27 protein-coding genes and 1 pseudogene are annotated in these 26990 nt (G+C 37.8%); 17 read left to right on the top strand and 11 right to left on the bottom strand.

Annotation, left to right across the window (positions count from 1 at the left end):
* Positions 1 to 263 precede the first annotated feature (263 nt).
* Complete coding sequence (locus OXIME_RS03820; RefSeq protein ID WP_393972149.1) at positions 264 to 1079, bottom strand: glycosyltransferase; 816 nt, start codon at positions 1077 to 1079, stop codon at positions 264 to 266.
* 671 nt (positions 1080 to 1750) lie between these two features.
* Here OXIME_RS03820 and OXIME_RS03815 point away from each other — a divergent pair.
* Both OXIME_RS03815 and OXIME_RS03810 read left to right on the top strand, forming a co-directional pair.
* Positions 1751 to 2035, top strand: a complete 285-nt coding sequence (locus OXIME_RS03815) for a hypothetical protein (protein ID WP_393972148.1) — start codon at positions 1751 to 1753, stop codon at positions 2033 to 2035.
* A gap of 255 nt (positions 2036 to 2290) precedes the next feature.
* Complete coding sequence (locus OXIME_RS03810; protein ID WP_393972147.1) at positions 2291 to 2446, top strand: hypothetical protein; 156 nt, start codon at positions 2291 to 2293, stop codon at positions 2444 to 2446.
* 562 nt (positions 2447 to 3008) lie between these two features.
* Here the strand turns inward: OXIME_RS03810 and OXIME_RS03805 are convergent.
* Positions 3009 to 3476 carry a hypothetical protein gene (locus OXIME_RS03805; RefSeq protein ID WP_393972146.1) on the bottom strand — a complete coding sequence of 156 codons (468 nt, stop codon included), beginning with the start codon at positions 3474 to 3476 and terminating at the stop codon, positions 3009 to 3011.
* A gap of 1089 nt (positions 3477 to 4565) precedes the next feature.
* Between OXIME_RS03805 and OXIME_RS03800 the strand changes: the two genes are divergently transcribed.
* From OXIME_RS03800 to OXIME_RS03790, 3 genes are all read left to right on the top strand, one after another.
* On the top strand, positions 4566 to 4694 hold the full coding sequence (locus tag OXIME_RS03800) for a hypothetical protein (protein WP_393972145.1): 129 nt from the start codon (positions 4566 to 4568) through the stop codon (positions 4692 to 4694).
* Positions 4695 to 4865: 171 nt separating this feature from the next.
* Entirely contained in the window at positions 4866 to 5756 is an 891-nt protein-coding gene (locus OXIME_RS03795; protein ID WP_393972144.1) for a glycosyltransferase family A protein, read from the top strand.
* A 31-nt stretch (positions 5757 to 5787) separates the two neighbouring features.
* Positions 5788 to 6288 carry a hypothetical protein gene (locus OXIME_RS03790; protein ID WP_393972143.1) on the top strand — a complete coding sequence of 167 codons (501 nt, stop codon included), beginning with the start codon at positions 5788 to 5790 and terminating at the stop codon, positions 6286 to 6288.
* Between the two features lie 351 nt (positions 6289 to 6639).
* Here the strand turns inward: OXIME_RS03790 and OXIME_RS03785 are convergent.
* The 4 genes and pseudogenes from OXIME_RS03785 to OXIME_RS03770 form a co-directional block, all read right to left on the bottom strand.
* Positions 6640 to 6774 (bottom strand): annotated as a pseudogene (locus tag OXIME_RS03785) (transposase); the annotation flags it as partial.
* 129 nt (positions 6775 to 6903) lie between these two features.
* Positions 6904 to 7047, bottom strand: coding sequence for a hypothetical protein (locus OXIME_RS03780; protein ID WP_393972142.1), 144 nt, complete (start codon positions 7045 to 7047; stop codon positions 6904 to 6906).
* Between the two features lie 216 nt (positions 7048 to 7263).
* Positions 7264 to 8604: a sulfatase-like hydrolase/transferase gene (locus OXIME_RS03775; RefSeq protein WP_393972141.1), complete on the bottom strand. Its 1341-nt coding sequence runs from the start codon at positions 8602 to 8604 to the stop codon at positions 7264 to 7266.
* Positions 8604 to 9392, bottom strand: coding sequence for a phosphoadenosine phosphosulfate reductase family protein (locus OXIME_RS03770; protein ID WP_393972140.1), 789 nt, complete (start codon positions 9390 to 9392; stop codon positions 8604 to 8606). Before OXIME_RS03770 ends, OXIME_RS03775 begins: the two co-directional genes overlap by 1 nt.
* A gap of 50 nt (positions 9393 to 9442) precedes the next feature.
* Between OXIME_RS03770 and OXIME_RS03765 the strand changes: the two genes are divergently transcribed.
* From OXIME_RS03765 to OXIME_RS03750, 4 genes are all read left to right on the top strand, one after another.
* Positions 9443 to 10507 (top strand): glycosyltransferase, encoded by a 1065-nt coding sequence (locus OXIME_RS03765; RefSeq protein WP_393972139.1) that lies wholly within the window; start codon positions 9443 to 9445, stop codon positions 10505 to 10507.
* Between the two features lie 252 nt (positions 10508 to 10759).
* Positions 10760 to 11938, top strand: coding sequence for a glycosyltransferase (locus OXIME_RS03760; RefSeq protein ID WP_393972138.1), 1179 nt, complete (start codon positions 10760 to 10762; stop codon positions 11936 to 11938).
* Positions 11939 to 12269: 331 nt separating this feature from the next.
* A complete protein-coding gene (locus tag OXIME_RS03755) occupies positions 12270 to 12572 on the top strand; it encodes a hypothetical protein (RefSeq protein ID WP_393972137.1) in 303 nt (100 codons plus the stop codon).
* Between the two features lie 14 nt (positions 12573 to 12586).
* Positions 12587 to 13426, top strand: a complete 840-nt coding sequence (locus tag OXIME_RS03750) for a hypothetical protein (protein WP_393972136.1) — start codon at positions 12587 to 12589, stop codon at positions 13424 to 13426.
* A gap of 223 nt (positions 13427 to 13649) precedes the next feature.
* Here OXIME_RS03750 and OXIME_RS03745 read toward each other — a convergent pair whose 3' ends face one another.
* Positions 13650 to 13832, bottom strand: coding sequence for a hypothetical protein (locus OXIME_RS03745; protein WP_393972135.1), 183 nt, complete (start codon positions 13830 to 13832; stop codon positions 13650 to 13652).
* A gap of 161 nt (positions 13833 to 13993) precedes the next feature.
* Here OXIME_RS03745 and OXIME_RS03740 point away from each other — a divergent pair, with 161 nt between their 5' ends.
* The 5 genes from OXIME_RS03740 to OXIME_RS03720 all read left to right on the top strand — a co-directional run bounded on the left by OXIME_RS03740 (position 13994) and on the right by OXIME_RS03720 (position 17868).
* A complete protein-coding gene (locus OXIME_RS03740; RefSeq protein ID WP_393972134.1) occupies positions 13994 to 14320 on the top strand; it encodes a hypothetical protein in 327 nt (108 codons plus the stop codon).
* A 472-nt stretch (positions 14321 to 14792) separates the two neighbouring features.
* Positions 14793 to 15419 carry an isochorismatase family protein gene (locus OXIME_RS03735; RefSeq protein WP_393972133.1) on the top strand — a complete coding sequence of 209 codons (627 nt, stop codon included), beginning with the start codon at positions 14793 to 14795 and terminating at the stop codon, positions 15417 to 15419.
* Positions 15416 to 16033, top strand: coding sequence for a mevalonate-3-phosphate 5-kinase (locus tag OXIME_RS03730; protein ID WP_393972132.1), 618 nt, complete (start codon positions 15416 to 15418; stop codon positions 16031 to 16033). The genes OXIME_RS03735 and OXIME_RS03730 overlap by 4 nt, the downstream gene beginning before the upstream one ends.
* On the top strand, positions 16034 to 17140 hold the full coding sequence (locus OXIME_RS03725) for a hypothetical protein (RefSeq protein WP_393972131.1): 1107 nt from the start codon (positions 16034 to 16036) through the stop codon (positions 17138 to 17140).
* Positions 17137 to 17868 (top strand): HNH endonuclease, encoded by a 732-nt coding sequence (locus OXIME_RS03720; protein ID WP_393972130.1) that lies wholly within the window; start codon positions 17137 to 17139, stop codon positions 17866 to 17868. The genes OXIME_RS03725 and OXIME_RS03720 overlap by 4 nt, the downstream gene beginning before the upstream one ends.
* On the opposite strand, the gene OXIME_RS03715 is transcribed toward OXIME_RS03720, so the two are convergent.
* The 3 genes from OXIME_RS03715 to OXIME_RS03705 all read right to left on the bottom strand — a co-directional run bounded on the left by OXIME_RS03715 (position 17865) and on the right by OXIME_RS03705 (position 21485).
* Entirely contained in the window at positions 17865 to 18998 is a 1134-nt protein-coding gene (locus tag OXIME_RS03715; RefSeq protein WP_393972129.1) for a PLP-dependent transferase, read from the bottom strand. The genes OXIME_RS03720 and OXIME_RS03715 overlap by 4 nt on opposite strands.
* Positions 18991 to 19914, bottom strand: a complete 924-nt coding sequence (locus OXIME_RS03710; RefSeq protein ID WP_393972128.1) for a homoserine kinase — start codon at positions 19912 to 19914, stop codon at positions 18991 to 18993. Before OXIME_RS03710 ends, OXIME_RS03715 begins: the two co-directional genes overlap by 8 nt.
* 299 nt (positions 19915 to 20213) lie before the next feature.
* Positions 20214 to 21485, bottom strand: coding sequence for an NAD(P)/FAD-dependent oxidoreductase (locus OXIME_RS03705; protein WP_393972127.1), 1272 nt, complete (start codon positions 21483 to 21485; stop codon positions 20214 to 20216).
* 108 nt (positions 21486 to 21593) lie between these two features.
* Here OXIME_RS03705 and OXIME_RS03700 point away from each other — a divergent pair, with 108 nt between their 5' ends.
* A complete protein-coding gene (locus tag OXIME_RS03700; protein WP_393972126.1) occupies positions 21594 to 22610 on the top strand; it encodes a hypothetical protein in 1017 nt (338 codons plus the stop codon).
* A 5-nt stretch (positions 22611 to 22615) separates the two neighbouring features.
* On the opposite strand, the gene OXIME_RS03695 is transcribed toward OXIME_RS03700, so the two are convergent.
* Complete coding sequence (locus OXIME_RS03695; RefSeq protein WP_393972125.1) at positions 22616 to 23548, bottom strand: PLP-dependent cysteine synthase family protein; 933 nt, start codon at positions 23546 to 23548, stop codon at positions 22616 to 22618.
* Positions 23549 to 23732: 184 nt separating this feature from the next.
* Between OXIME_RS03695 and OXIME_RS03690 the strand changes: the two genes are divergently transcribed.
* On the top strand, positions 23733 to 24620 hold the full coding sequence (locus OXIME_RS03690; protein ID WP_393972124.1) for a sulfurtransferase: 888 nt from the start codon (positions 23733 to 23735) through the stop codon (positions 24618 to 24620).
* Between the two features lie 104 nt (positions 24621 to 24724).
* Positions 24725 to 26962 carry a VCP-like ATPase gene (gene vat / locus OXIME_RS03685; RefSeq protein ID WP_393972123.1) on the top strand — a complete coding sequence of 746 codons (2238 nt, stop codon included), beginning with the start codon at positions 24725 to 24727 and terminating at the stop codon, positions 26960 to 26962.
* The last annotated feature ends 28 nt before the right edge of the window (positions 26963 to 26990 follow it).

Here is a 26990-nt window from a genome sequence, read left to right as displayed (position 1 = left end):
AATCTAATATAGGTACATTCCTCACGGGAACACCGGAGAATCCTACAATATAGGAACCAAAATTTCAAGAGATTTCAATACGAAAGCAAAGATTGTCAGGGAGATAACAGTTGCAGAATCAGAAATAAGGCATGTGCCAAATCCCCTCAGGACATACTAGATGTTCTTACAGGCAGACATGACAAAGAGGGGTCTTAAATTAACCACTTAGTATGATCTTGCAAAATCAGTCAGGGAGTTGGCCAATATAAATCTTACAGGAACTAGATCCACCTGAATTTCCTCACATAAAGGGAGATCATCCATGACGGGACAAGGTGATAAAAACGTGAGTGTCTTATAGCAAAAGCAAAAAGGGAGATGCCCTGCCCGATAACCTCTCCAAGGGGGTGAAACTTGCTCCCTTCATCATGGGTGTAGTGAGCTTTAGTTTCCATTATCTGCCCTCCGGAAGAGTGGATGTGGTAAAGCAGTGAAATGTCATAGAATGTGTTTGTTGCGCCAACTTTTCCCAACGCCGAAAGAAACTCACCCTTCCGAAAAATCTTGTATCCGCTCTGAGTATCCCCGATCTCGAGACCTGTAAACGTACGAACAAGAATGTTGAATCCTCTGCTCAAAAACCTTCTCATTAATGGTATATCGCCCTTGTCATGATATCGGGAGAGTATCACGGCAACATAATCTTGTATGAGGGGAATTCTGCCTACAACCTCCGAGAATTCCATGCTGTTGTCTGCATCCATCAGTATAACAAAGTCACCCTTAGCAAAAGATGATGCCCGAATAATTGCGCTACCTTTCCCCCCCCTTCCGGATGATTTTGTATATGATACAAAGGGATAGGTTTCTGAAAATGTTTTCACAATGTCAGCAGTTCCATCATTTCCGTCTATTGAGACAATAACTTCCCATGGAAGACTATTTTCTGAAACAAATTTTACAATATCCTTAAGAACCGGCTTTATACGTTTCTCCTCATTATACGCAGGTATAATTATGGTGAATCTTCTGTAATAGATCTCACTTAATTCTGAACTGATCTGATCTGAATATTTTCCAACCTGTGTTACTTGCAATGTTAAAGATAATATTTTTAAGGTTGAATAAAGTTTCGCCTTTCGTCATATTGTTAATAATCATCCACACTCCGTATATTATCAACAAAAGGCACAATGCACGGATTCAACAAACTCCTGTATACGAAAATGGATTCATATGTGAAATTTCAGTATGATTTTTAGTCTCCTTTTTCATCATGAATGGTATCCATTCAGATGTGAAGCAGAATTGAAATTCAATACGCCGGAGGAAAGATTTCTTTTAGGCAAAAAGGGATAATAAAATGCATGAGAATCTGATTTGGACGAAACCCACCTCTATTTCCGAGGCGGTCATTCCTGTCATTTGATTCTAAGGCGGCAGGATGGGCAGAAAATAGATTCTTCCATCACCCTCCACCCACATTTTCCGCATCTCATCTCCATAAAACCCTTTTCCATGCCATTCCGATCATTTTTCCCTTTGTCGGATAAAGATTGAAAAAATCAGATGAGAGCTTTAAGTCTTTCCTGTTCCTTTTCTCTGCTCTGCGTATCAGATCATCATCAGCTCTCCTGTCGATGCTATCCTTGCATGTTATGGATGGAATTGTCCATTTCTTTATTGCCGAGGACCACTCTTAAGGCTTGCTGATTATAAACTCCACGTATTAATTATCCATTCTTAATGTGTACCTGACAGAGGGGAAATGGATGGACGCAATCCAAACAACGGGTTGGAAACATGTGCCTCCTTTATTTCACTAATTGGTATGAAAATTTCTGAATTTTATCTGAGAGGAGGATTGGCTTCATACACAAGCCTCACATTTGTTAGGTACAGGAAACAGCTTGAAATGTGCTATGAATTTTCCCTAGGGACCACTCCGTCTTTCATAATTTCATTCTCGTTTGTCTGGAAATGGGGCATGTATCTTTTATACTGTGGCCCATATATAATATTGTACTGTCTTTATGTAATCAAACCTGTGTAAACGTGCATCTGCAATAAGTGACTGAAAATCGGAAAGGATTTCTAATAACTCATTTGCACATGATCCTTAATTTAAAGCCTTGTTTACATGTTCTAATAGAAACATTTATTCATGGGATATTCACGTAACTGTATGATCAGCTTGCTTCATGTTTCAATTGTGGAGAAATGATCAATCATGAAGATAAACCATTTTTCTGTTTTTTTTGTTAAGGATTCAATAGGCTGATCTGTCTTCTCTAAGATATTGAATAACATGTATTATAACCATACAGAAAGAGTAGGTGCATCTAACATCCCTATTACGACAATGATCAAGTTACTATATCTACAGAGTGAATACAACATGGTGGATGAAAAGGCTGAAACCATGATCAGAGTCATCAAAGAAGTTTTGTTGACTCTGATCTGATTCCTATCTTCCGTATTATTTTTCCATGTCTCACGTTGTCAAGATCCGTTTGATAGGTACCTGTGATACCAATAGGATGTCCTAATCAATTCCTCATTGGTCTTGAACCTATGCTTGAACAGCCATGACTGTATGGAGAAGTACTGTTATTCAAGACCAAAAATCTTTACCACTTCAGGATTCTCCATCTACAGGAACATTTTTTTATTTTTTTTTACAGACTTGATGAAATTCTTCATTATTTCATTTTTACCATAGAGGCTTTCAATCTTTTCAAGCACTATTCCAACCATCTCTTTTTCACCTTTTCATTTGGTGAGTTTCCTTATAGCATCACTGTTCTTTCCAACTCTCTTCACGTCTGTTTCACTCTAAAAGAACATGCATCTTATCATGCGCATGGCCATGTCAAGTTCATTCTCCACTCCTTATTTACAAATCTTTACAAATCTTATGTACCATATTTTTATCAATATGGAACATGCATCTCTTCATTCTTATTCCCATATTGATCATGTATGGTTGTATGATACTGGTATGATACCCTTTTCAGCATGGATTCTTAATGGCATCTGTCTTTAGTGATATATATATAATATGGAATGGAGAATATTGAGAGTGTAATGATGAACATGAAGGTGAAGAAAAAGATGAACATGAAGAAGATGAAGATGATGAATAAAAATAAATTTACAAACTTATCACCCACAAGATCATCAAGTATCTTTTCAAGGAAACTTTTTGTTCTGTAATCCTTTATAAGAGAACTGCATTTTTCAATACCGTCTATGTATACATCCTGATCATGATAAGGGAAGCAACCATAATACTCCATGATTATGCTGGGAACTGAATGGACACATCTTTTCACATTCTCATAAGACAATATAAGACAATAAGACATGATCACCATGCCGGGAATGCTGAACAGGTTTGATCTCTTCCTGATGGATGTTTTCTCACTTGTAATCCAATTCTTCTCACTTAGATCATAAGGGTAATCTCTTCCATAACCAGGGCGGATTTGCAAAAAAATTATTCAAAAATTTGATATCTGCAGTCCATGAAGATGTGAGACTGTACCATGTAGTGTGAGGATTTTCATGATCTTAAAGCATGTACCCTTCCTAACCAGGTTCTTGGAAAAGAATTGATGGCACATGAAATTCATGAAGCTGATCAGATCATTCTACTTCAGTTTAATATCCATCATGTGTATGTTATTGATCATGAATACAGAGATACAGAGAAAGAGAACAGTGAAACATAATAATCAAAAGTGGTGAAAACTCTTCTGAACTTGGCTTATAATGCCTTCGGCAATGGCATGGCATGCAGTGCTAATACCATATTCCATGATTTCGGTCAGGGAGAGAGAATGGGAAGTAAATCAAGTAAATATTGGTAATGTCCTATATCCCCAAGCTATAGGGGGTATATAAGACTTCTAAATTGTCAGTAGTATATACAGTATTATTCAATGGTAATTATAGTATTGATATCTTATAAATAGATATCAATTTTCTTAGTATTAAAAAATCGTTCTTGATACCGTGATTATTATCTTTTTTTTAAATCTAAACCATGATCTTTCAGATATTTCCTATTCTTTAAGATTTTTAGGCTTTAATGTTAATATCTAGCTAGTGAATTCTTTATCATTAACATATTCATTGTAAAAATTGTTAACAATTCCTAATACCCATCACTCATCCATATTGTTAGATTCCTTTCCGATGTATCTTATTCTATCAGCATGGATATGTTTCCTTACAGCCTTGTTATCGATATAATCAAATTTGTTGTCTGAATGCCTGAAGTATTCTGTTAGAACATTATAAAGAGATTTCCAATATGCAATTGTTGGTTTATCAAGATTTTTTATAAATTTACCTTACTTATAGTTTATGAATTCATTATATTGAATACAATGAATATCTTTGCTATAAGGTAAACATGGAATAATCTCGTTGATCTTGTTCCTCTTGTTCCCTATAAGTATGAAGTTATACTGTTTTATTTGTTTGTTTATTGTTTTGTTTGGATTTATTTTCTTAAACCTATTGAGGATTGACGGTTTTGATATAGTTATATGGGATACCGCATAAACGCATCCATCTTGCCACTCCAAAGAAGGATGCTTACATTGAATCCTTCAATTCAATCTTTGAGAGCGGTTATAATAAGGTTTGAGTTTGAGAACTTCAAGAAAACTGAATCAACCATCGACAGGTTTGTTGATTTCTAAAACAACGAGAGGCTGTATACCCCAATAGGATATATTACACCAAGGGAGATAAATGAAAAATGGATGAAAGAGAATCAAAAAGCATGAGAGCTTATAGGACAATGTTGTCTCCAATTAGGGAGCCTAACCAATACTAAACTTTCATATGTATATTTAATATCACAATCATATATGGATATAACAGTTATTGTAACAGCATTTAATAGAAAAGAATATTTGGATAATGCTATAAGATCATTAGAAAATCAAACTTTTAAAGATTTTGAAACAATTTTAATAACGAATTTTGATTTTGGCATTAATAAATATAAAATAAAAATAAAACACATAAAACTTACAGAAAATGAAATGAAAAATTATGGCGAATATCTTTCCAATATCGTTTCCATTGCTAAAGGAAAAATAATATCTTTTTTAGAAGATGATGATTTATTTTATGATAATAAATTGGAATTTATATATAATTTATTCAAAAATAATAAGGATTTGGTTTATTATCATAATCGATCTATTTTTGTTGATAAGAATTATAAAGAAATAAAAAAATCAAATAATAATCCAGACTTTAATATGTCATCAATAACAATAAAAAAAAGTATAATAAATAATGATTATCTCAAGCAAATAAAAATTTCTCCAGATACTTTTATGTATTCATCTGCCTTAGAATCAAAAAAAAAAATAATAATTGGAAAAGAGATATTAACAAAATTTATGAGTCATAAATCCACATCTCATATTGTTGAAAATGATTTTAATATATATATAAAAAAAAGAATAGAGTTAACTGAAACCTTTAATAATGAATATAAAAAATTCTTACAATTTTTTAAAAGTAAAAAAGCAAGAAATCATATTAAAGCATTAATTTTTACTCATTCATTAATGCTCTATTCTTTTAATAAAAACAATAAACCTTATTATTTTTCTAATTTTTTATTTTATAATAAAGGATCTAAAATCTTTCCTATTTTTGAATATATATCTTTGTTAATTTTTGGTAACTATGCTCGAAAAATATTAAATTCGCAAAGACAAAAAATAAATGCAAAATTATCCTAGTTTATATATTATATATTAATAACTAAATTAAATGGATAAAAAAATAACAATTGGTTTTATTGGACCTGATATAATTTCATTTTATGGTGGATTACAAACCCATACAATTAATGTTATTAAAATTTTAAATAATTATTTTAATATTATATATTTCTTAAATCCATATTTATATAAAAAATACAAAATTGACAAAAATATATTACTAAATAAAACAAAGAAAGTTGAAGACAACGGAATTCATATAACAAATACATTTTATGATATAATTAATAATAATCATAAATACAATGAAATTATTAAATTATATTCAAAAGAAGATGTAAATTTTTATTTTGATTTGGATTTTATTGATGGTTTTCTTGATAAAAATTTTACAAGAAAAATAGACTCGTTTAATAATAAACCATTATATTTATGTTTACAAGGAATGGGTGATTATAATCTACATTTTTATAAACACATAAAATATACATTAAATATGATATTTATAAGTAAAAATATTAAAATTACTTCTTCTCATATATTAAAGTAATTTTTTAGCCTTTAATAGTATAATTTAATTTTTTTATTTTCATCTTATCTTTGCCCCATTTTATCACTGCAGTTAAATTGAAAACTTATTTATAAGATCTTTTTGTTCCTTTGTAAGTTCAACAGGTGAATGATTCCCATTCCACCATGATCTCTGAATCATATAATCTGGCTGACAGAATCTCTCTCCTACCTTCAGAATTTATTCCTATACATATTATAGAGATTTGTTACCAAATTTCCTGACATCCATGATCTTGAGATGTGTTGCATCTATGTATATGAATTTCATGGGCTGTTCAATCCTTCTTTCCATGAATGTCCTGACGGATGCATCAAGTTGTGATGAGATCTAGGAAACGTATGATGCAGATACATTCTCCAATCCAAGGGATTCTATTACCTTCCTGACATTTAGTGTGGATAGACCATGCAGATAGGATTCAAGAATGACGGAATCAAGTGCCTTCTCTACCCTTGAATATCTTTGAAATACATTGGTTTACAATGGGAATTCCATTATCTGAGGTTTCTTCAATTCCAGATTACCTTCAACCGTCTTCAATGTTCTGTTTTTTGTACAGTTTCCATGTGCCTTCCTGTCTGCTGTTCTCTCTTATAAATAAGGGGATATCTTCATCCATGCTTCCTCCTCCATCACACTGTTGAGAAACCATTCAACAAGGTGCTTCTTTCCTTCTTTTCTGTCTTTCAGAAAACTACTTATCAGTTCTTTCACTATTTCCAATACATCCTGCATATTTTCACCTCTCAAATCTAAATTGTGCAGGACTTTTTCGATTTTACATCATTTTCAATACACTATCTGAATATCAAGAATAAGGTAGAAACACATCAAGGAAAAGTGAGTTTTATGTTTTTTTAAGAACTATTTTTACAAATTTATCATGCATACTGTTCTTAATATATTGGTTCTTCCTTAAGTTGAAACTAAGAAAGGATAACCTTTACTTTCCTAGGGAAATATCAAATCCTCGTTCCAAGAAAAAGTCTCTATTTCGCTTATCATTTCCAAATATTTGTTCCTATTTTCATTAATTTGGACCGGTTTCCCATTTCTTTTAAATTCCTCAACCTGACCGTGAGTAAGGTTCACAACGAGTTTGTATTCGTCAAAATATACCGCCTTTCTGATGGAATTTACTTTATCAAATTTAGCCTGGAAATTATTTTTATTTCTATACTTAAGTATATTTTTTTCAATGCTCCCATAAGATTCCGAGAAACAAACATTATTAGTCAATACGTCATAATTAACGTTTTCCATGGCTATTTGTGGAATAAATTCATATATTTTCGATGTGCTCTGATATCCCCTGCCAACGGAAAACTTCCTAGTTTCGGGTAACTTTAGAATAAGCGGGACCTCTATAATTTTATCTAAAAGCAGATTACCATGTCCATAATACCGATTTTCTTCGAATAGAGACTGACCATGATCAGAAGTAATCGCAATTATTGTATTTTCCAAATACCCTTTTTCTTTTAACATTTTTAGAAGATTGGAAATTATTATATCCAAGTCAGTTGCTGCCTTTTCATATCCGCCAAATATAGTACTCCTGAATTTACTTAATTCATTGGCTTCTCCAAATACAGAATCCTGCCAGCCTATTTTTAGAGATTTGTATTCATGTGGGTCATGCATTTCCATTAGGTTTACAAACAGAAAGAATGGTTCCTCAAGCTTGCTTTGTCTTATATTTTCTATTGTTGCTATTCCTCCTTTGTCTGCAAAGTTTGCCTTCTTGAGCCATTGTCTATCCATTCTCATTTCAATATACTTTTTGCTAAAGTCTAAAAAATCCCTTTTTTTAAAAAGTGTCTTCAAAACACTTCTGGCATCAGTTCCCCAATCGTTTATTATTTTGTTATAATTTAAGCGAAGTCTTGTATTCTTGTCGTCGAATTCATTTCTGGTATAAAAGTTAACATGAAAGCCTCTTGAGAAACCTGTATCACCTCCTACTAAATTATTTTGTGAATAGCTGTAGGTGTTATACCCATTTTGTGAGAACACCTCACTAAGAGTTTTTCCTGAATAAGAATCAATAAGGTATGAAAAATCCGCAATGTCTTGTAGATTTTCATGAATACCTGACTTCGAAGGGTATTTTCCAGTGAATATGGAACCATGTGCGGGAGGCGTCCATGAAGCAGGCGAAACAGCATTAGGAAAAACGACGGAATCCTCTACTAATTTTTTAATTGCAGGCGTATTCAAGTTGGGATTATATGGATAGATGGAATCCTTACGGAGAGTATCAAAGATCAGTAGGATGACGTTATGTTGCATTACATGTATCCCATTTTTCTGAGTTTTTCCATCATACCTTCCTTATCCTGTGATCTGCCCGCCCTCTCCTTTGTTCCTTCAAGGTCTTGTTCCCAGGCTGGCTTATCGCTGGTCTTTGTGGAATCTCTTATCCCGTCGATTGACCTGTAACCTTCCTTATATTTTGGATGAATGGGTAATTTAAACCTGAAGATATAATCCCAGATATCTTTCTCCCTGAATGTTAGAATTGGATGCACCCTCACATGAGGTGGGTTTTCCCGTTGGCTTAAAAATCTTTCAGTTGACCTTGCAGCATTTTCATCCCATCTTATGCCTGTGAAAAGGGCATCAAATCCATATCTCCTTATAGTTTGATTCATGGCCACAGTTTTGAGGAGATGATTCCCTACATCTGTGTCAAGGCTGTAGGGGAAGCTATCTCCATTAAAGCCTATTTTTCTGGCTTCCATGGCATTATCATTTCCAATTTCGGACATGGATATCATACCGTCTTTTACGGCATTGATAACTCTCTCATTCTTTGCTATCACTAATTTAAGTCCCCATTCTTTGGCATATTTGTTCAGCATATCCCATGTCTCCTGGAAATGATCCCCATGGTCTATAAACAGAACAGGTGGAACTTTCATGCCATTATCTGCTGCGACCTTCATAACCATATCAAGAACCACTGTGGAGTCCTTTCCTGCACTCCAGACAACTACTGGAGATTTGAATCTTCCCAGTGCATCCTTTATGATAATGTTGCCAATCGATATCTTTGAATCTAATTCAAGTTCTATCATAATAATGTACCAGAAGATAGACTTAACCAATATAAATCTTGTATGGTACATTGGTTACCAATAGAAAGGAAATTAAGCTTTCCTGTTTTTACTGGTCATTGAAAGAAGACCTTACACTGGTGGTGCCGTCCATCAAAGGAAGCTCTGGCACAAAGTCATACGCAGAAAATACTATAAGAGGACTCAGCAGCCTGAATGTGGATTACAGAACCATTTCAGTAAGAAAGATTGAACTGTCCTTTAGAGGAAAACCATATTTTGGCATATTTTTCCAGTATTTACAGTCTACAACAAAAAAAGGGCAAACTAAGGTTGTTCATGCACTCTCCCCTGATGTTGTCATAAAGGGAACAGATATTGTAACAATTCATGACATAATCCCATTCCTGAACCCGGAAATATACATGAAATCTCTGTATGATAAGATGGCTTACAGGCTAAGCTTTGGGAGGGCATTGCAGGTAAAGACTTTACTTCTGTCAACCGAAACGGGAAAAGGTACATTCCTTGATCGCACAGGAATAGACAACAGTAGAGTGAAAGTAGTGCATCATTCAATAGATCATGAAAAGTTCTTTCCTGAACGTTTTAACCCATATGAGGAAAGCAATAAAGTTAAGGTGATCTCTGTTAGCGACTTCAATCCAAGAAAAAGAATTGACGTTCTGATCGATGCCTTAGGCGGGGACAAAGAAATCGATCTATACCATATAGGTCCTAAACAGGGATGGAGTTCCAGATTTGAAGAACTGTCACGTAAAGCAAAAAATTACGAAAATGTGAAGTTGTTGGGACCTATGGATTCAAAGAAATTAAGGGAATATCTGACTTTTGCCGATCTATTTGTATATCTCAGCGATAACGAGGGATTTGGTCTTCCGCCAATAGAAGCTATGGCATGCGGTACGAATGTAGTTGTAAATGATCTCCCGGTATTTAAGGAAACGTTAGACGATCAGGCTTATTTCTGTAAGATTGATGACTTCGGCAGAGATGTAGTCATGAATGCAATAAAAAAAAGGAAAGACCCTAAACAATTGATTCGCTTCTCAATGAGATATTCAATAGAGAACCATGCGAGGAATCTATTGGAAGTATACAAAAATACATCTTAAGCACACTAAGTGAAAGACGGGTATTTTTCCGGACTCCTTTAAGGAATAGAAATATTTCCAATAATTGAGAACCTTCACAGTCATCTTTTCTTGAAGAATCCTTTTAATCGGATTTGATTGCGTTATTAGAGACTCTGCTACGACCCACAAAGCCAGCTATATAAATAGCTTTATTGGTCATAATCTATAACCATGTATTTTATCTCTCAACTATGTAAATATTTAACTTGACCTTGTGTTTACTTACACTGAATGTCCATTAATTTCAACTCCATAAGCGACTCTAAAATTGATGCAGATGTTCGTAATAATAATTTTGCTATTTTGCAAATAGCCCATGGAAAGGTCATCCCAGAATATGCCAGTGCATATTCACTCAGGTGCCACACTTTAATTAATAGACTTGAACGGAAACTTATATCTGTTGGAGGATCAATTTTAAAGGATGAAAGATCGGGCTATTCTGAACAGTATAGATCACTATTGTTAACTGGTTCGGCATTTATCAAGGGAGACCGATCTCTTGAAATTTATATCTCCAGAAAAAAGTACCTCAGGAAGAAATATATAAAAAGATTAATGCAACTTGTAGAATCATCACAAATAATAATTTTTGAAGGCCCATGGCAATATCCTATTGTTAAAGATGCTTTGAATGGCAAATTCATCGTATATGATGCACATAATGTTGAATATGTTCTAAGAAAAGGAAATAGATTTCAGGAGGAATCAAAAAAAATAGAGGGTGATCTCCTGAAAAGGGCTAATATTGTTCTGTCAGTTACTAAAAGGGATATTAAAAACTTTATTGAAATATATGCTGTGGATGAAAATAAACTATATTACGTCCCTCATGAAATCCGAGCAGAACAAGGCGAATGGAGGGGAAACGATTCTAACAGCATTGTGTTCATAGGTTCTGCCTATGCTCCCAATTACGCTGCCTTAAAGCGTATAGAAGAAATTGCTTACCGATACAAAGAATTCAGATTCGAAATCATTGGTAGTGTTAAACCTGCCAGAGGATCAAAAATGAAGAATATAGTTTATCATGGTGTCATCGATGATGCAAAAAAAAATAAAATAATGAATGGTTGTTTTCTTGCATTAAACCCTGTTACTGAAGGGAGTGGAAGAAATCTTAAGATGATTGATTATCTTGCCCATGGATTGCCGATTATAAGCACTCCAATCGGTACAAGGGGATTAGAAGCCTTTGACATAACAGAATCGATTATAGTATCTGATCCTGACAAGTTTGGAGAAGCCATCGAAAAATTATCAAACGACAGAGACAAAGTAATTAAGATGTCCCTTAAAGCAAAAGAACTCTATAAAAAGATTTTAGAAAGTGAAAAAGGTGAAGTTCCCGATGAAATAATACTTAGAATGTACAATGCAATGGATGGGAAACTAGAAAAAGCTGATTAGACCAACTTGAAACCCTCCATTGATAAAGGTGACTTTCACAGCAAACAGGATTTACCCCACAGATGCTTCAATTCATAGAATCTGGTCAGTATAATGTGCTTGAAAATTCGTCGGAAAGTTTGTTTTGAACCGAAAGATCCATGGGCAATGAATATATTACATTATAAGTGGGATTTATCTATCCAGTTTTGGGCAAGGATAAGGAAAATGCATTTCAGGATGCACATGATTTTGGTTTTTCATATGGTATAATGAAATATTTCCCGGTAATATTACTCCCAGTTATTATATTCACCATAACACTTATAACGCGTTCCGGGAATTATCTTGCATGTATGATACAACAATGGCAGGCAGTTTTTACAGACCAAAGGAGATAGAAGATCTTCTAAAGGTATCTGGAACAGGTGAAGTTAGCGAAAAGGATGAAAAACCCATCAAATCAGCAGAAACCCTGGCAGTATCGGATCAGATCCATCCTCTTGGATCTAAAGTCGGTCTGTCATGGGTGAGCAATGGGGATCAGAGAAAATCAGGATATACAACATATATACCTAACAGGTTCAGCGGATTTTCATCTGGTGAAAAAAAATCTCACAGCAGTTCTCAAAAAAATTTTATGATGAACTCATAGAAGCAAATCCTTTCATGGCACAATCCATACAGGGATCAAAGGTGTTTGATCTTCTCGCAATAGAGAGCAAAATTGTATACACCGGTGAAAAATACGCAAAGAAAGAATCTCAGGACGCCAAAAATATTGCCAAAGAACTTGGAGCTAAGAGAATTTTCATTCCCGCATTTTCACCTGGAGTTATTGCAGTCTTTTATCCACCGGGAAAAGCATATCATGATCATGAGGACTTTCTCTTTGATCTCTCAAAAGAACTGGCAAAAGAGTACAGGGCAATACTTTCTGTTGATGGAGTGGATCTGCAGATTGACGCCCCTGATCTGGCAATGGCAAAAAGCCTTGGAGTGGAGTGGGCGAAAAATTTCATTGCAGTCCTGCCTAAGCATATCCAGGCAATCAATGAGGCAATAAAGGTTCTCCCCTCAGATGGTATACGGGTTCATTACTGCTATGGCAACTATGCTGCCTCCCACCTTACAGACCCGGATTATTTAAAAGTTCTTCCGGAATTTTTTAAGCTTAAAGCCGGCACCATTGTAGGAGAGGTGGCAAATCCAAGACATGCAGGAGATCCCTTTATAATCAGGAAGTATGTTAAGGAACAAGGCTGGCCAAAGAACCTCAAATTTGCGGCGGGTGTCATAGATGTCAAATCACCTTTTGTAGAGACACCTGAAACTGTAAATCTGAAGCTTCACCGCCTTTTAGACATTGATGGTATAGGGTCTGAAAGAGTACTTGGAGGAACAGACTGTGGGTTTGAAACGTTTTCAGGTCTGGAAAGTGTCCCAAAGAGCATAGCCCTGCAGAAACTTAAGGCTCTTGCTGAAGGAGCAATGCTGGATGAAAATTAGAGAACCCCCCTCTTAGTTTATTCAAACTTTTTTTATTTCAAGAATTTACCTTAAATTTTATCTGGTCTCTTTCCTTTGAAGAATTCTAACAACCTATTAATTTTGCCTCTCTTTTCATGTTTATGTAAGATGTTATGAATTCCTTACCGGATCATCCATGAATGATTGTTTTTTATTTTCCATTTTTACTTTTTCATTCTTTTTTCTATTATAATTACATAATTCATACTATCATTCTTCTCTTTTTCATTCTTATCATGCACATGAACATGTTCTTAACCATCACACTTGATACTGTAATTACAAATACATGGCCACCATGGAATATTGCCTTTATGGCAGAATATGGTTTTTTGCATTTTGATCTTTTTCTAGTGATGGGCATGTTACGACTGATGATCTTCATGGGCAGCTTGTGACCCCTGACAGCTTATCCATTGTTTCATCTAACTCAGGATTCATAATTAAGTACGACTCGTTTTAAAAAAACTGGGAAGGTCAAAGCAAACAATAATTAATTACATATTTTATCTTGAGTATTCTCTGATACTTGGAATATTAAAGAATATGCGTCCAGGTTCTCTTTCCAGCTTCCGGAAGATGAAAAGAGTCTCTTTTTCGAGAAGTCCCTTTCTGTTTTCACTTAACAGGGGAATTTACCCTGACATGGGTCTAATATTCGAGAAACTTCTGTTCCAGGCGCTTGTTGCAGACATGTATTATCGGGAAGGAAACGAGGAGATAGATTTCATGCTTCCCCACAAAGGAAATATGACTGCAATCCAAGTAAAGTCTGGAAACTTTAACATTGAGAAATTTTCAACATTGTTGGATAAATTTGATCTTCCCTCGGTGATTATAATCTCAGACAACGAGTTTGGAATCCATGAATAAGGAAGGGTAACAATAAAGATAATGCCATTATGGCTGTTTCTGCTGTTTCCCGCCGGTCTGGATTAAATAAGCTGATAAGTAATGTTTAAAAATAAAAATCTAAACTAATAAGCTAATATACCATTAACATGCAGTGACGTGTTCAACTGTAGGTACAAAGAAGAATATTTCTATCTCTCTGACAATACATCCTGAATCAGTTTTTACCCTATGAAGAAGCATTGAAACGATCTTAATGTTTAGGAATATTCTTGCCATACATTGTATTGTTTTATAAACCACTCTTCTTTATAACCATTATAAATTTGGTAGTTAAGAGTCCTACACTTTATGGTATCATCAAAGAGATTATTCCACTATTCTTGTTGGATTGAGATATTAAAATTGGGAAAGGTTTTCTGAAGTCGAACATTATACATAATTTAACTTGATTTTGCAGAGAGATATTTATATTTTCTAAATATGAAGGGATATGAATCAGGAAGGGCATGTTGACATTTCCCATATATTGAATCCTGATACATGTCTCCTCATACAACTGAATTTTCATGAAGACCTTTTCAGGAACTCATTCAGCAAGATGGAATTCATCATGGCCATGGACTATCTCACTCCAAAGGTCAGTGAACTGAATATGAGAACAATCAATGTGGATACAACACATGCCATATTGCCCTCGAGATCAGGCAACATTAAAAGAGAGAATTACGATTCACTCAAGCGCAGCAGGAAGGAGAGACTCATTCCCATGACATCACAAATGGACATGCAGTTCATTGATCGATTTTCAATGGAACTTTCCCATGAAGGGAAGGAGATTCAATCATCCTCGGAGGACATAATGCTGGACAGTAACATTGTGAATAAGATAGAATTATTTTCCCCATCAACACTTATTTTCACAGGATTCAAGACGGATTATGAGGTTATGGCCAGTGCAATTACAGCCAGCATGCGGGGATATTACAGTGTTGTCGTATCTGATGCCACCTCAACATATTCCGAACGTTTCTTTTTTTCATCTCTGGAATTAATGTCGCAGATTCTTGAGGTTATTGATACCAGGGATCTTATGAGGGTCTGGGGGTATGATCAGTGAGAAGAAATCAGATAATTCTGGTGGGAGGAATTCCAGGTGTGGGCAAAACAAGCATTTCCGGATATATTGCAAGGGAGACAGGAATAGATCTGGTGATGTCTGGAGACTATCTTAGAGAGTTTATGAGACCGTTTTCCGCAAAAATGAATATGGGGATAATGCAAAAGAGTGTTTATGATGCATGGCAGTTCTTTGGAGAAAAAACAGAGGAGAACATAGTAAGAGGTTTCATGGAACAGGGTAAAATCATGAACACTGGAACATCAGGAATGCTTGCAAGGGCACTGACAAACGGTGAGCCCATGATTATCGAAACTCTCTATTTTCTTCCATCTCAAATGGACATGGACATTCTTAAGAGAATCACAGCTTTCTATATCCAAATTTCAGACAGCAGTGTGAATGCACAGAGATTAATAGAAAGAAAACAGTACACCCACTTCAACTCCCCTGGTGAAAGGCTTGCAGAAAAACTGCATGAATATAGGACGATGATGCAGGTATCTCTCAAAGAATGCAGAGACTATGGAATCAGGGTTTTTGATAATATTCATTACAGCGAAACACGCAAGCTTATACTGGAGTATGTCATAAATCAGAAGGATGAGGTATGAATGCCTGAATTCAGGGAAATCGGGGAGAAAATAAGAAAAAAGGCCATGGACATGGGTATGATACACCCCCAGAAAGATCACACCCCTTCCCTGGAACCTGGGAAAATAGGTTATGGTTTCGGATATCCAATAACAGGTCTAGAAAAATTTCTTGGTTACTTTGACAAACAGTTCAATATAGCATACTTTCCATCAATATCTTATCTGACGGATTTCTCTGTAACATATTCGGCATGCATGTACAGCAGTGAACCTGGTTCTGACACAGTATGCCTTGACGGGAAAACTGACGAGAATTATGACAGGAGATCACTGAAGGCAATTAACTATCTTAAGAATCTTTATGCAATACCCGGCTCTCTGCACTTCTACCTGAAAAGGGAGAAGAGGTATGGCAATGCAAAAGGTCTGGGAGAATCGGCATCTGTTGCAGCTGCAGCAGCAAGGTCTGTTATTTCCACCATATTTAAGGAAGAGTGGACTGATGACATTCCGTTTACAAGCAGGCTTGCAAGACTGGTTTCAGGATCTGGAACAAGATCCGTTGCAGGGTCTGTTTCAATGTGGATCTCATACCCATGGATCACAGAATCCCAGTCTTATGCATTTCCTCTGGATGTGAATACGGAGAGAATGTATTTCTGCACCTACCCGCTTCAAGCTGACTTTCCAACAGAGAATGCCCATGATATCGCCAGGTCATCACCCGGATACATGGGATGGGTTAAGGAGAAGTTTGACCGTACATTACAGTATCTGGAAACAGGTTATTCCCTCTGGGATATGGCTGAAAGATCCCAGAAAGACATGTATTCCATGCATTCCCTTCTCATGTATTCAGGAAGTATGGTTCTCAATAGCAGTTCCCTTCGGCTGATCGAAAAGCTAAAAAAATTCAGGGAAAAGAATGGGGGGAATATAGTGTATACTGCTGATACAGGCCCTTCCTTATCTGTAATATCCAATGATAGGAAGCTTCTTTCCCAATTCACTGACGCGAATCCAGGTTCAATTTCAGGAAAAATACCGGATCAGTCAGAGGTGAAAATACCGGCATCATTCAAAAGAGAGAGTGAAAAGTACCTTTCAGAGGTTGCCGGAAAATGAACAGGATGGATCGCTATCCATCGGAGAGTGTCTTCAAGAACATTCCAATAATCACCCCCGGAACCATAAGGATAGTATCGGACAAATTCAGAATTGCAGAGGTTTCCGATTTTGATCCAGATGGTGATAGAACAGGAAAATCATTGCCTTGGGCTACAATATCCAAGGCGGTTCTTCTTAGGGATAATTACACATGCAGGATATGCGAGAAGAGCAATTTCACATCTGTGGGGACTGCATTTGATGTTTCCCAAATTCATTTAAATGTACAGGTTCACCACATAATTCCCAGAAAAGATGGGGGGAGTGACAGTTTCAGGAATCTTATCACACTATGTGAGTCATGCCACCATAAGACATTTAAAGGTGGCTACAGCGGCATTCCAGTTGAAAGGCAGCTCAATCTTTTTTCCTTTGACCAGAAGCTGATAATATGCCTCCCAAAAGGATATGTGCCATCACAGGAACATGTGAAACTAAATGGTTACATACTAGATTATTCTCTCGTGCAAAACACCTTAAGAGAAAGGATGGAGATCTCATACCTTCAGGGTTCAAAGCTGCCAGTGAATGCTGTTTCAATTAAAAAAGGGGTTTATCATGATCTGCTTGATGATCTTTCCCATCTTTATGAAATCAGGGATTATGTGACAATGCACTGCAACATCAACGGTAAAAAAGACAGGATTAGGATTCTTCTGACAGCAAATGGAGAGCCAATGATCTAGGCTTTTGTTGCTGTAGAAATCGATCTCTCAAGATCTCCGATAAGGTCCTCCTCACTCTCCAGGCCCACTGAAAGACGCATTGTTCCAGGCATTATACCGGATCTCAGTCTCTCCTCATGGCTAATTGTTCTGTGGGACATGGTGGCAGGATGAGTTATTGTCGTATTCAGTCCCCCAAGTGTGTTGGCAGGCATTATGATCTTCAGTGCTGACATGAAGGATTGTATATCCACTTTCTCCGTATCGAGATCAAAGGATACAACGCTTGGGTATCCGTTTATCAGCTCTTTTGATCTGGGATAATCTGCATGGTTTTCAAGCAGAGGGTAATGAACCTTTTTTATCATTTCAACCTTTTCAAGCTTTTTCGCAATGGAAAATGCTGTTATTCCAGACTGCCTCATTCTCACATAGAGGGTTTTCATGCCCCTGTTAATGAGAAAGGCTGTGTTGGGATCCATCGACGGTCCAAGTGTTCTTCTGTTCTCATCTATCTTTGAAACAAGATCTTTTCTTCCGCCCACATACCCCCCTATGGTATCATTATGGCCTGAAATGAATTTTGAAAGGCTGTGAATAACAAGGTCGGAACCAAGCGACAATGGTTTTTGCAATACTGGAGTGGCTAATGTTGCATCTGTAACTATCACCGTTTCTCCATCGTGGAATATGGATCTAATCTTTTCTATGTCTGTAACCCTCAACATGGGATTGGTAATGCTCTCTATGAAGATCAGATCCACTTTGCGGTTGCTGTAGGCCATTATGCTTTCTGTTCCAGGATTGAATGCAATGACATTTATCCCCCAGTTTTTCAAAAATCCTGTTATGAATTTGAAACTCCTGGCAAAAATATCGCGCTGCACAAGCAGAGTTTTTCCTGGAGAAAGAAGAGAGAGGAGTGTTGTGGTTACTGCACCCATGCCTGATGAAAAGCAGCTTCCAGCATCTGCACCTTCAAGATTATTTATTTTTATGCATAGAGATTCAACCGAAGGATTGTTTTCCCTGCTGTACCTGAATTTCTCTCCTTTAGGCAGAAGGAAGGCGGAACTCTGGTATATTGGAAACACTATGGATCCCGTTTCTCCCTCTGTTTGGTCCCTTACTATTTTAGTCTGGTCATTCAATTTCCATACCTCCACTTAGAGTTGAATATGATCTCCTGTAAGTTATCCCTGCTGATCTCATGATTTGATCAATTTTATCCTCTATTCCATGAAGATCTGTCTCATTGTCATATAGTATGAGGATGGTGGGACCTGCACCGCTGACACAGACACCAACTGCATTCTTTTTCATTACATTAGCCTTTATTGATGTGTAGTATGGAAAGAGAGAAAGCCTGGATCTCTCTACAATCCCATCATCCATACCATCTCGTATTAGATCCCTTTTCCCAGAGGCAAAACCCGAAATCAGTGAAGCCAGATTCCTTGAGTTCCTTATCCCTGATTCCATGGTTATCGAAAATGGTACCATGGACCTGGCAAGCTTTGTCTTCTCAGGTATGTGAACATCAGGTATTATTGACATGAATCTTAAATCCATTTCCGTCTTGATGTTATATGCCCTTGGAGGGTTCACGGAATTAACGGATACAACATACCCATAAATGGAGGCAGCTACGTTGTCTGCATGTGGTGTGCCGGATGACGCACACTCACCTTCCATGGCAAATCTAATCATCTCATCCCTGCTAAGGGAAAGAGAGAAAAGTTCATTGGCAGCAGCTATGGACGCGGCTGCGGAACTGCCTGAGCTTCCAAGTCCAGATCCTACCGGTATATTTTTCGTGATATGGATGGTTACAGATTCCCTTATATCGAATTCGTTGAACAGTTTGATCAGGGGAAGACCTGCGCTGTTTTTCTTTGCCTCAGGAGGCACATTATTCCCTATTATCCTTATCCTGTTTCCTGCGTGGATCTTATCGATTTCCATAACAAGTTCATCAGCAAATGCATTGTGAGCAAGTGCCAATATATCATAGCCCGGGCCAAGGTTGGCGGATGTTGAATATGCTTTAACCTTTATTTTTCTCAATGCGCAGAGAAGGTCATGTCTGATAAGAATATTATTACATAAACAATACATCAGAGTAATTTCTGCTTGATCTTTAATTTACAACTTATGGATGAAGTATCTAAGTTTTTTACCCATACATTGGTGCTATTGTCTGAATATGCAGGTTATATGATCCATGAATCCATGACCCAAATCACATAAACAGGTTTCTATAATTAGTTTAAATAAAGTCTTATAGGAAAACATGAATTATAACTGAAATAGATATAATTTGAATTCCCAAAGAAATGCAAAGTGGTAACGAAAACCCTTGCAATTTAAAGGATAAACTCCTCCCTGTCTATGACCCTTTTCCTGATTCCCATGGTGGACGGTTTAAGCTTCTCTCCCCCATACAGATCAGCGGATTCTGACCCATTAAACCTGGCAGCCACAACCCTTCCGATTGCGTCTCCCTTAAGGATGCCGCTTCCGCTTGTGCCGGTTGAGACTATAAGATTCAGTTCCCCAAAAACATATGGAGAGAGATCAATCGTGTTATAAGAATAATAACCGGCCCAGGATGCGGTTACTCTGGCCGAATCGAAATCTTTTATGTAAGCATCCAGAACAGGGTATATATTATTTTGGTAAAAGTCCGGTTCCGGCTGAGGATCTTCACTGAATGAGAAATCGCGGTTATAATTATCAGCAACACCTACCCAGATGGAGTTGTTCTGCGGCACAGGCCTCATATAAACCTCATGCGAGGGCAATACTAGAAAGGGCATTATCCTCTCACCTTTTATTATCGGAGACCTGACAAGCTTTTGGATAGGTCCGCCGGATATCTGAAAAACCTGCCTTTTCTTAGGCCTTATATGGCTATCTATGCCTGTCCTATCAAGTAGGTTTGTTGTCCAAACATCTGCAGCCACAAGATATCGTTCCGCCTCTATTTCACCCTTATCAGTATTTAGCGATTTCACCTGCAAATCCTGCCAGATAAATGGCTCTCCCGGGTAATTTAAAGGATTTGTCGGGGATAGCATTATCTGGTTAACAGTGGTATCAAACATGAACTTTACCCCCATCTTTATCAGATTATTGTAATAAAATCCGGCAATGAGATCAGGTTCTATAATACCACAGTTTTCCCCAAGAAAACCCTGATCTACTGGTTTAAGATTCATTATTTCTGCAGCATCTTTGTCTGGATTAAAATTAAGTGAATCAAATACGGCAAGGCCATCCCTGGTCACAAATCTTGACTTTGATCTCTTTATCACAGAATCGAAAAGGTTGCTGGAGGCGGTTTCATTGTCAAGAAGATATAAGTAACCGCTTGTATGCATACCAAGGTTTACTCCAAGATCGTTCTGAATATGCCTGTAAAATGCAATGGAGGAAGAGGAAAGCTTGTAGTTTATGTCTGATGAAAATAGATCCCTGAAACCTGCCGCGCTCTTCCCTGTATTCCCCTGGGCGAAGGTCCTCGCCTTGTCTATTATGACCACCTTAAGTCCAGGATTTGTTTCCATTATGTGGTATGCTGAACTCAATCCGACTATGCCGGACCCTATAACCGCAAGATCCCATTTTAATGCCATAATACCAGCATCGCTTTGCTGGAATTAAATCTAATCCCATGGTCTTTACGCATTTCAGGTTTAAAGATGAACTTTTTAATCATTCGAGCAATCCTGAAGCGTTTAGTAATGAACTGGAGTTCCCGGATTTTTGAAGATCTTCCTACATCATCCTTTTCTTCTGTGATGGGAATTGGAATAGTTTCAGACGCCTTTTTTCAGATTGGCATACTTAAGATATCCAAGGTTCTGGAAATAATAGGTCTGGCCATCTACACATGCCTGATCCTGTTCTTTCTGATCATCATACTGACAGGAAAAGGGAAATTCAGGAAGAGGGTACAGAACCAATTCTCCATTCTAGGTGCATTCACGTTTATAGCTGGAACTTCTGTCATATTCACAAGGCTTTCAGAAGGTGGTTATTATTACCTGGACATACCTGTACTTGTTTTTGGCATAGCATTTTCTATATTTCTTATTATTGGGTTTATTGCAAAAGCTGAAGGAAATTTATTTGAAAAAGTAGACAAACCATACCTCTTTCTTGTACCTTTCATTGCAATGCTTTCACTATCTGTTCTTTCAACACAGACCTATTCCAGAATAGATGGAGACCAGAAGTATTTCTTTGCAGTTTCAGTGTTAACATGGGTAATAGGTGTTGCCGGTATTGTGTCATTATTTGTGTATGCCTTCAAAAATCATGGGAATGACTTTTTGCACCCTGAGAGAATTGATGGATTTTATATGGTATACTCAGGAATAGCATCTTTATCAGCATTTTCCGCAATAATCATAATTAAGTTCTATACCTTAATGTTTCCATTCTTTGTTTCGATTTTATCATATTATGCGGTAATAGCATATGGATGGACTGTTGTCTCCACAATTCCCCTGTTTTTCCTTTATGCATTAAGAATAAAGAGAGGTCATGTAAAGTTTAGGTACAAAGTTTCCATATGGGGTTCTGTGTTTCCCCTTGGAATAAATTCAACGGGAAGCTATTTTGTCTCCTTGTTCTTTCATCAGCATTTCCTGGTCTATCTGGCCTACTTCTATGCATTCATGGGTCTGTTACTGATAATAATCGCATTTTCTGAAATAATTGCAGATCTCATTTCGGGAAGAGAGAGGATGAACTGAATCCATCAACCAACCCATTTTTTTCCAAGATCTACGAAAAGGTCTGTGCTGAGATACTTGAATCCATTATCTGGCATAAGACATACTACGTTTTTTCCCTTGCCAAGTTTCTTTGCCTCCTTGAGTGCATAGTGCAGAACACACCCTGAACTCATCCCTAAAAGGATTCCTTCACTTGAAGCAGCTTTTCTTGTTGTTTCAAAGCATTCCTTCTTTTCAGCCTCAGTAATCTCATGAAGTTCGTCAAAGGCATTGATTCTGACAAGCTTTGAAGGGTTGGGCTCTTTTGGGCTTCTTATTCCCTCTATCTTAACACCAAGGGCAGCTGTGACACCAATGATCCTCACACCTGGGATTTCCTCCCTCATCCTCATTGAGACGCCAGAACTTGATCCCCCGGTCCCAACACTCATAACAATGGAATCTATCCTGCCATCCATCTGATCAATTAACTCCCTGGATGTGGAATTGTAGTGTGCCATCACATTCACGGGGTTGCTGAACTGATCCAGTGATACATACCTGTCTGGATATCTTCTCAACAACTCCTCCTTCACTTCAATAGCCCCTGCTGTTCCCTTCTCAGCAGGTGTAAGAATCAACTCAGATCCATAGGCGCTGATTATCTTCCTTCTCTCTATGCTCACGCCCTCAGACATCAAAATTGTTACTCCAACCCCTTTCGCAGCTCCCAACATGGAGAGGGCAATGCCAGTATTTCCAGAGGTGGCTTCTATGATGTTTCGTCCTCCTTTAAGGAGACCTGAACTCTGGGCATATTCAAACAGATAGAGGGCAGTCCTGTCCTTCATGGAACCCCCTATGTTGAAAGATTCCATTTTAAGATAGACACTGGCGCTGCTATCTCCAGGCACTCTCTTAAGTTTCACAATGGGCGTGTTTCCTATGAGTTCTGTTATGTCATTTGAAATTTTCATATAGTTCTGAGGAAGATATTCACTTTTACCATAGAAATTTATGCAAAAAGTATGACACAGTAATCATACTTTCAAAAATAATAAGATATTGCTAGGTCATATGCTGTACCTTCTCACAATAAATGAAAAGGTAAAGCTATTAACCTTTAGAAAATATTGAAAACAGGAAATTGCGGAAAACAGAGTGAATGAAACTGGGTATTTAGTAACTCTTCATAGGGAGGGAATGGATAAGATGGGTGAATTAAATCAAAATATTCTTGTTACAGCAGACTGGTTAAAGTCCAGAATAGGATCAGATAACATAATTGTGGTAGACTGCAGATACAATCTGATAGATCAAAATTACGGCATAAGTGAATATAAAAAAGGGCATATTCCAGGATCCTACTTCCTTGATCTGGAAAGCCACTTGTCAGGATCAAAAGGGAAGCATACAGGCAGGCATCCTCTGCCGGATGCAAAGGAATTTGCAGAAAAGATGAACAGCATGGGTCTTTCCTCCGATAAAATGGTTGTTGCATACGATGATGAGAGCAGCGGGTCAGCCAGACTCTGGTGGCTTTTGAGATATTATGGCCATGATGAAGTTCGTATCCTTGATGGGGGGATTCAATCATGGCTGGATTTGGGATATCCTCTATCAAAAGAGATTCCAGACCATAAAAAAGGCAAATTTATTCCATCACCCAGGGAAAATATGACAGTTGAATTGGAAGATCTAAAAAAAGGAACGAAGAATATGTGCATCATAGATTCAAGATCACCGGAGAGGTACAGGGGGGAAGTGGAGCCAATCGATCCAGTGGCAGGACATATACCCGGGGCAATGAATATAGACTACAAAAGCAATCTTGACAGCAAGGGCAGATATCTTCCTGCAAAGGTCCTTGAGGATAGGTTCAGCGGAATCAAGGGTGATCCCGTAGTATATTGTGGATCCGGTGTAACAGCCTGCGTAAATATTGTAGCCATGTCACTTGCAGGTAAACATGTCCTTCTTTATCCAGGAGGCTGGAGCCAGTGGGTATCCTACCCGGAAAACCCCGTTATAAAGGAAAACTCTAATTGAATAAAATCCATAAATTTTATCAATTATGTATGATTTTAGCAGGGATTATCTTTTAAGTGAGGCAGACTCATAATTTTAAAATAGTCATTTGACAATACAGAACTATGCCATACACAGATGGAATAGTGCTCAGAGTTGCTGAGGCAAATTCAACAGACCCGGGTATGTCAAGGGTCAGACTTGACGAGGAATCCAGATTAACACTAGGTGCCGAGATTGGAGACGTTGTAGAAATAGAAAAGGAGAAAAAAACAGTCGGAAGGGTTTACAGGGCAAGACCCGAAGATGAGAATAAGGGAATTGTCCGTATTGACAGTGTAATGCGTAACAACTGTGGCAGCTCCATAGGCGATAAGGTAAAGGTACGCAAAGTACACACAGAAGTTGCTAAAAAGGTCATTCTTGCACCCATAATTAGGAAGGATCAGAGGCTTAAATTTGGCGAAGGCATCGATGAATTTGTCCAGAAAGCCCTCATAAGAAGGCCCATGATGGAGCAGGACAATATCAGTGTTCCCGGTCTAACCCTTGCAGGGCATTCTGGTCTTCTATTCAAGGTTATTAAGACTACGCCATCCAAACTTCCAATTGAGGTGGGTGAGGAAACAAAGATAGAGATAAGGGAAGACCCTGCATCTGAAGTACTTGAGGATGTTTCCAGAATAAGCTATGAGGATATCGGAGGTCTTTCAGATCAGCTGGGAAGGGTCAGGGAGATCATTGAACTCCCTCTCAAGCATCCGGAACTGTTCGAAAGGCTTGGGATACATCCCCCCAAGGGAGTACTTCTCCATGGTCCACCGGGAACAGGAAAAACACTTATAGCGAGAGCGGTTGCAAACGAATCCGGAGCAAACTTCTTCTCAATCAACGGTCCGGAGATAATGAGCAAATATTACGGTCAGAGCGAACAGAAGCTCAGGGAAATATTCACCAAGGCAGAAGAATCAGAACCTTCAATCATATTTATTGATGAGATAGATTCAATAGCCCCGAAGAGAGAGGAGGTACAGGGGGAAGTGGAAAGAAGAGTTGTAGCGCAACTTCTCACACTGATGGACGGATTGAAGGAAAGAGGGCATGTAATAGTCATAGGTGCCACCAACAGGATAGATGCAGTTGATCCTGCCCTGAGAAGACCTGGAAGATTCGACAGGGAAATCAATATAGGTGTACCGGACAAGAGGGGGAGAAAGGAGATACTTGCAATACACACCAGAGGCATGCCCTTCGGAATGGATGAAGAAAAGAAGAATGAGTTCCTTGATGAATTAGCCTCTCTTACATATGGTTTTGTCGGAGCTGATTTGGCTGCACTGGCAAGAGAATCAGCCATGAATGCACTTAGAAGATACCTGCCGGAGATAGATCTGGATAAGCCAATTCCCACCGAGATACTTGAAAAGATGGCTGTAACAGAGGAGGATTTCAAAGATGCACTTAAGAATGTAGAACCAAGCAGCCTTAGGGAGGTTACAGTAGAAGTGCCCAACATAACCTGGGACGATATTGGTGGATTGTCAAATGTTAAGGAAGAGCTTAGAGAGAGTGTAGAGCTTCCACTTCTTAAACCGGAAGTATTCAAGAGGCTGGGTATCAGAGCTGCAAAAGGCTTCCTCCTTTACGGTCCCCCAGGCGTTGGAAAAACACTACTTGCAAAGGCTGTTGCAAATGAGAGCAATGCCAATTTCATATCAGTCAAGGGACCTGAGGTTCTCAGCAAATGGGTGGGAGAGAGTGAAAAGGCTGTGAGAGAGATCTTCAAAAAGGCAAAGCAGGTTGCGCCAACAATCGTATTTCTGGATGAAATAGATGCAATTGCCCCACGAAGGGGGTCATTCGGAGATTCCGGCGTTACAGAGAGAATGGTCAACCAGCTCCTGACATCCATGGATGGGATTGAGGTGCTTCAGGGTGTGGTTGTTTTGGCTGCAACAAACAGGCCTGATATAATTGATTCTGGACTACTTAGAGCAGGAAGATTTGACAAGATCATATACATTCCTCCCCCTGATGTGGAGAGCAGGGTGAAGATCCTTGAAGTCCATACAAAACCCATGCCGCTTGCAAAGGACGTTAACCTAAGAATGTTGGCAGAGAACACTGACGGTTACGTTGGTGCTGATCTGGAAAACCTCTGCCGTGAAGCTGGAATGATGGCTTATAGAAAGAACCCTGAGGCCAACCTAGTATCCCAGAAGGATTTCCTTGATGCAATGAAGAACATCAAGCCTTCAGTTGATGAAGAGGTTCTCAAATTCTACAAAAATCTTTCTGAAAACATGGGAAAGAACGTCAAGGAGAGAAGAAAAAGTGTGGACGAACTTGGTCTCTACCAGTGACAGGAAAGATTTTTTAAGCTTTCCAGCT

Source organism: Oxyplasma meridianum (genome assembly GCF_038024865.1).
Lineage (GTDB): Archaea > Thermoplasmatota > Thermoplasmata > Thermoplasmatales > Thermoplasmataceae > Oxyplasma > Oxyplasma meridianum.
This window is presented reverse-complemented; position numbering and strand designations above follow the sequence as displayed.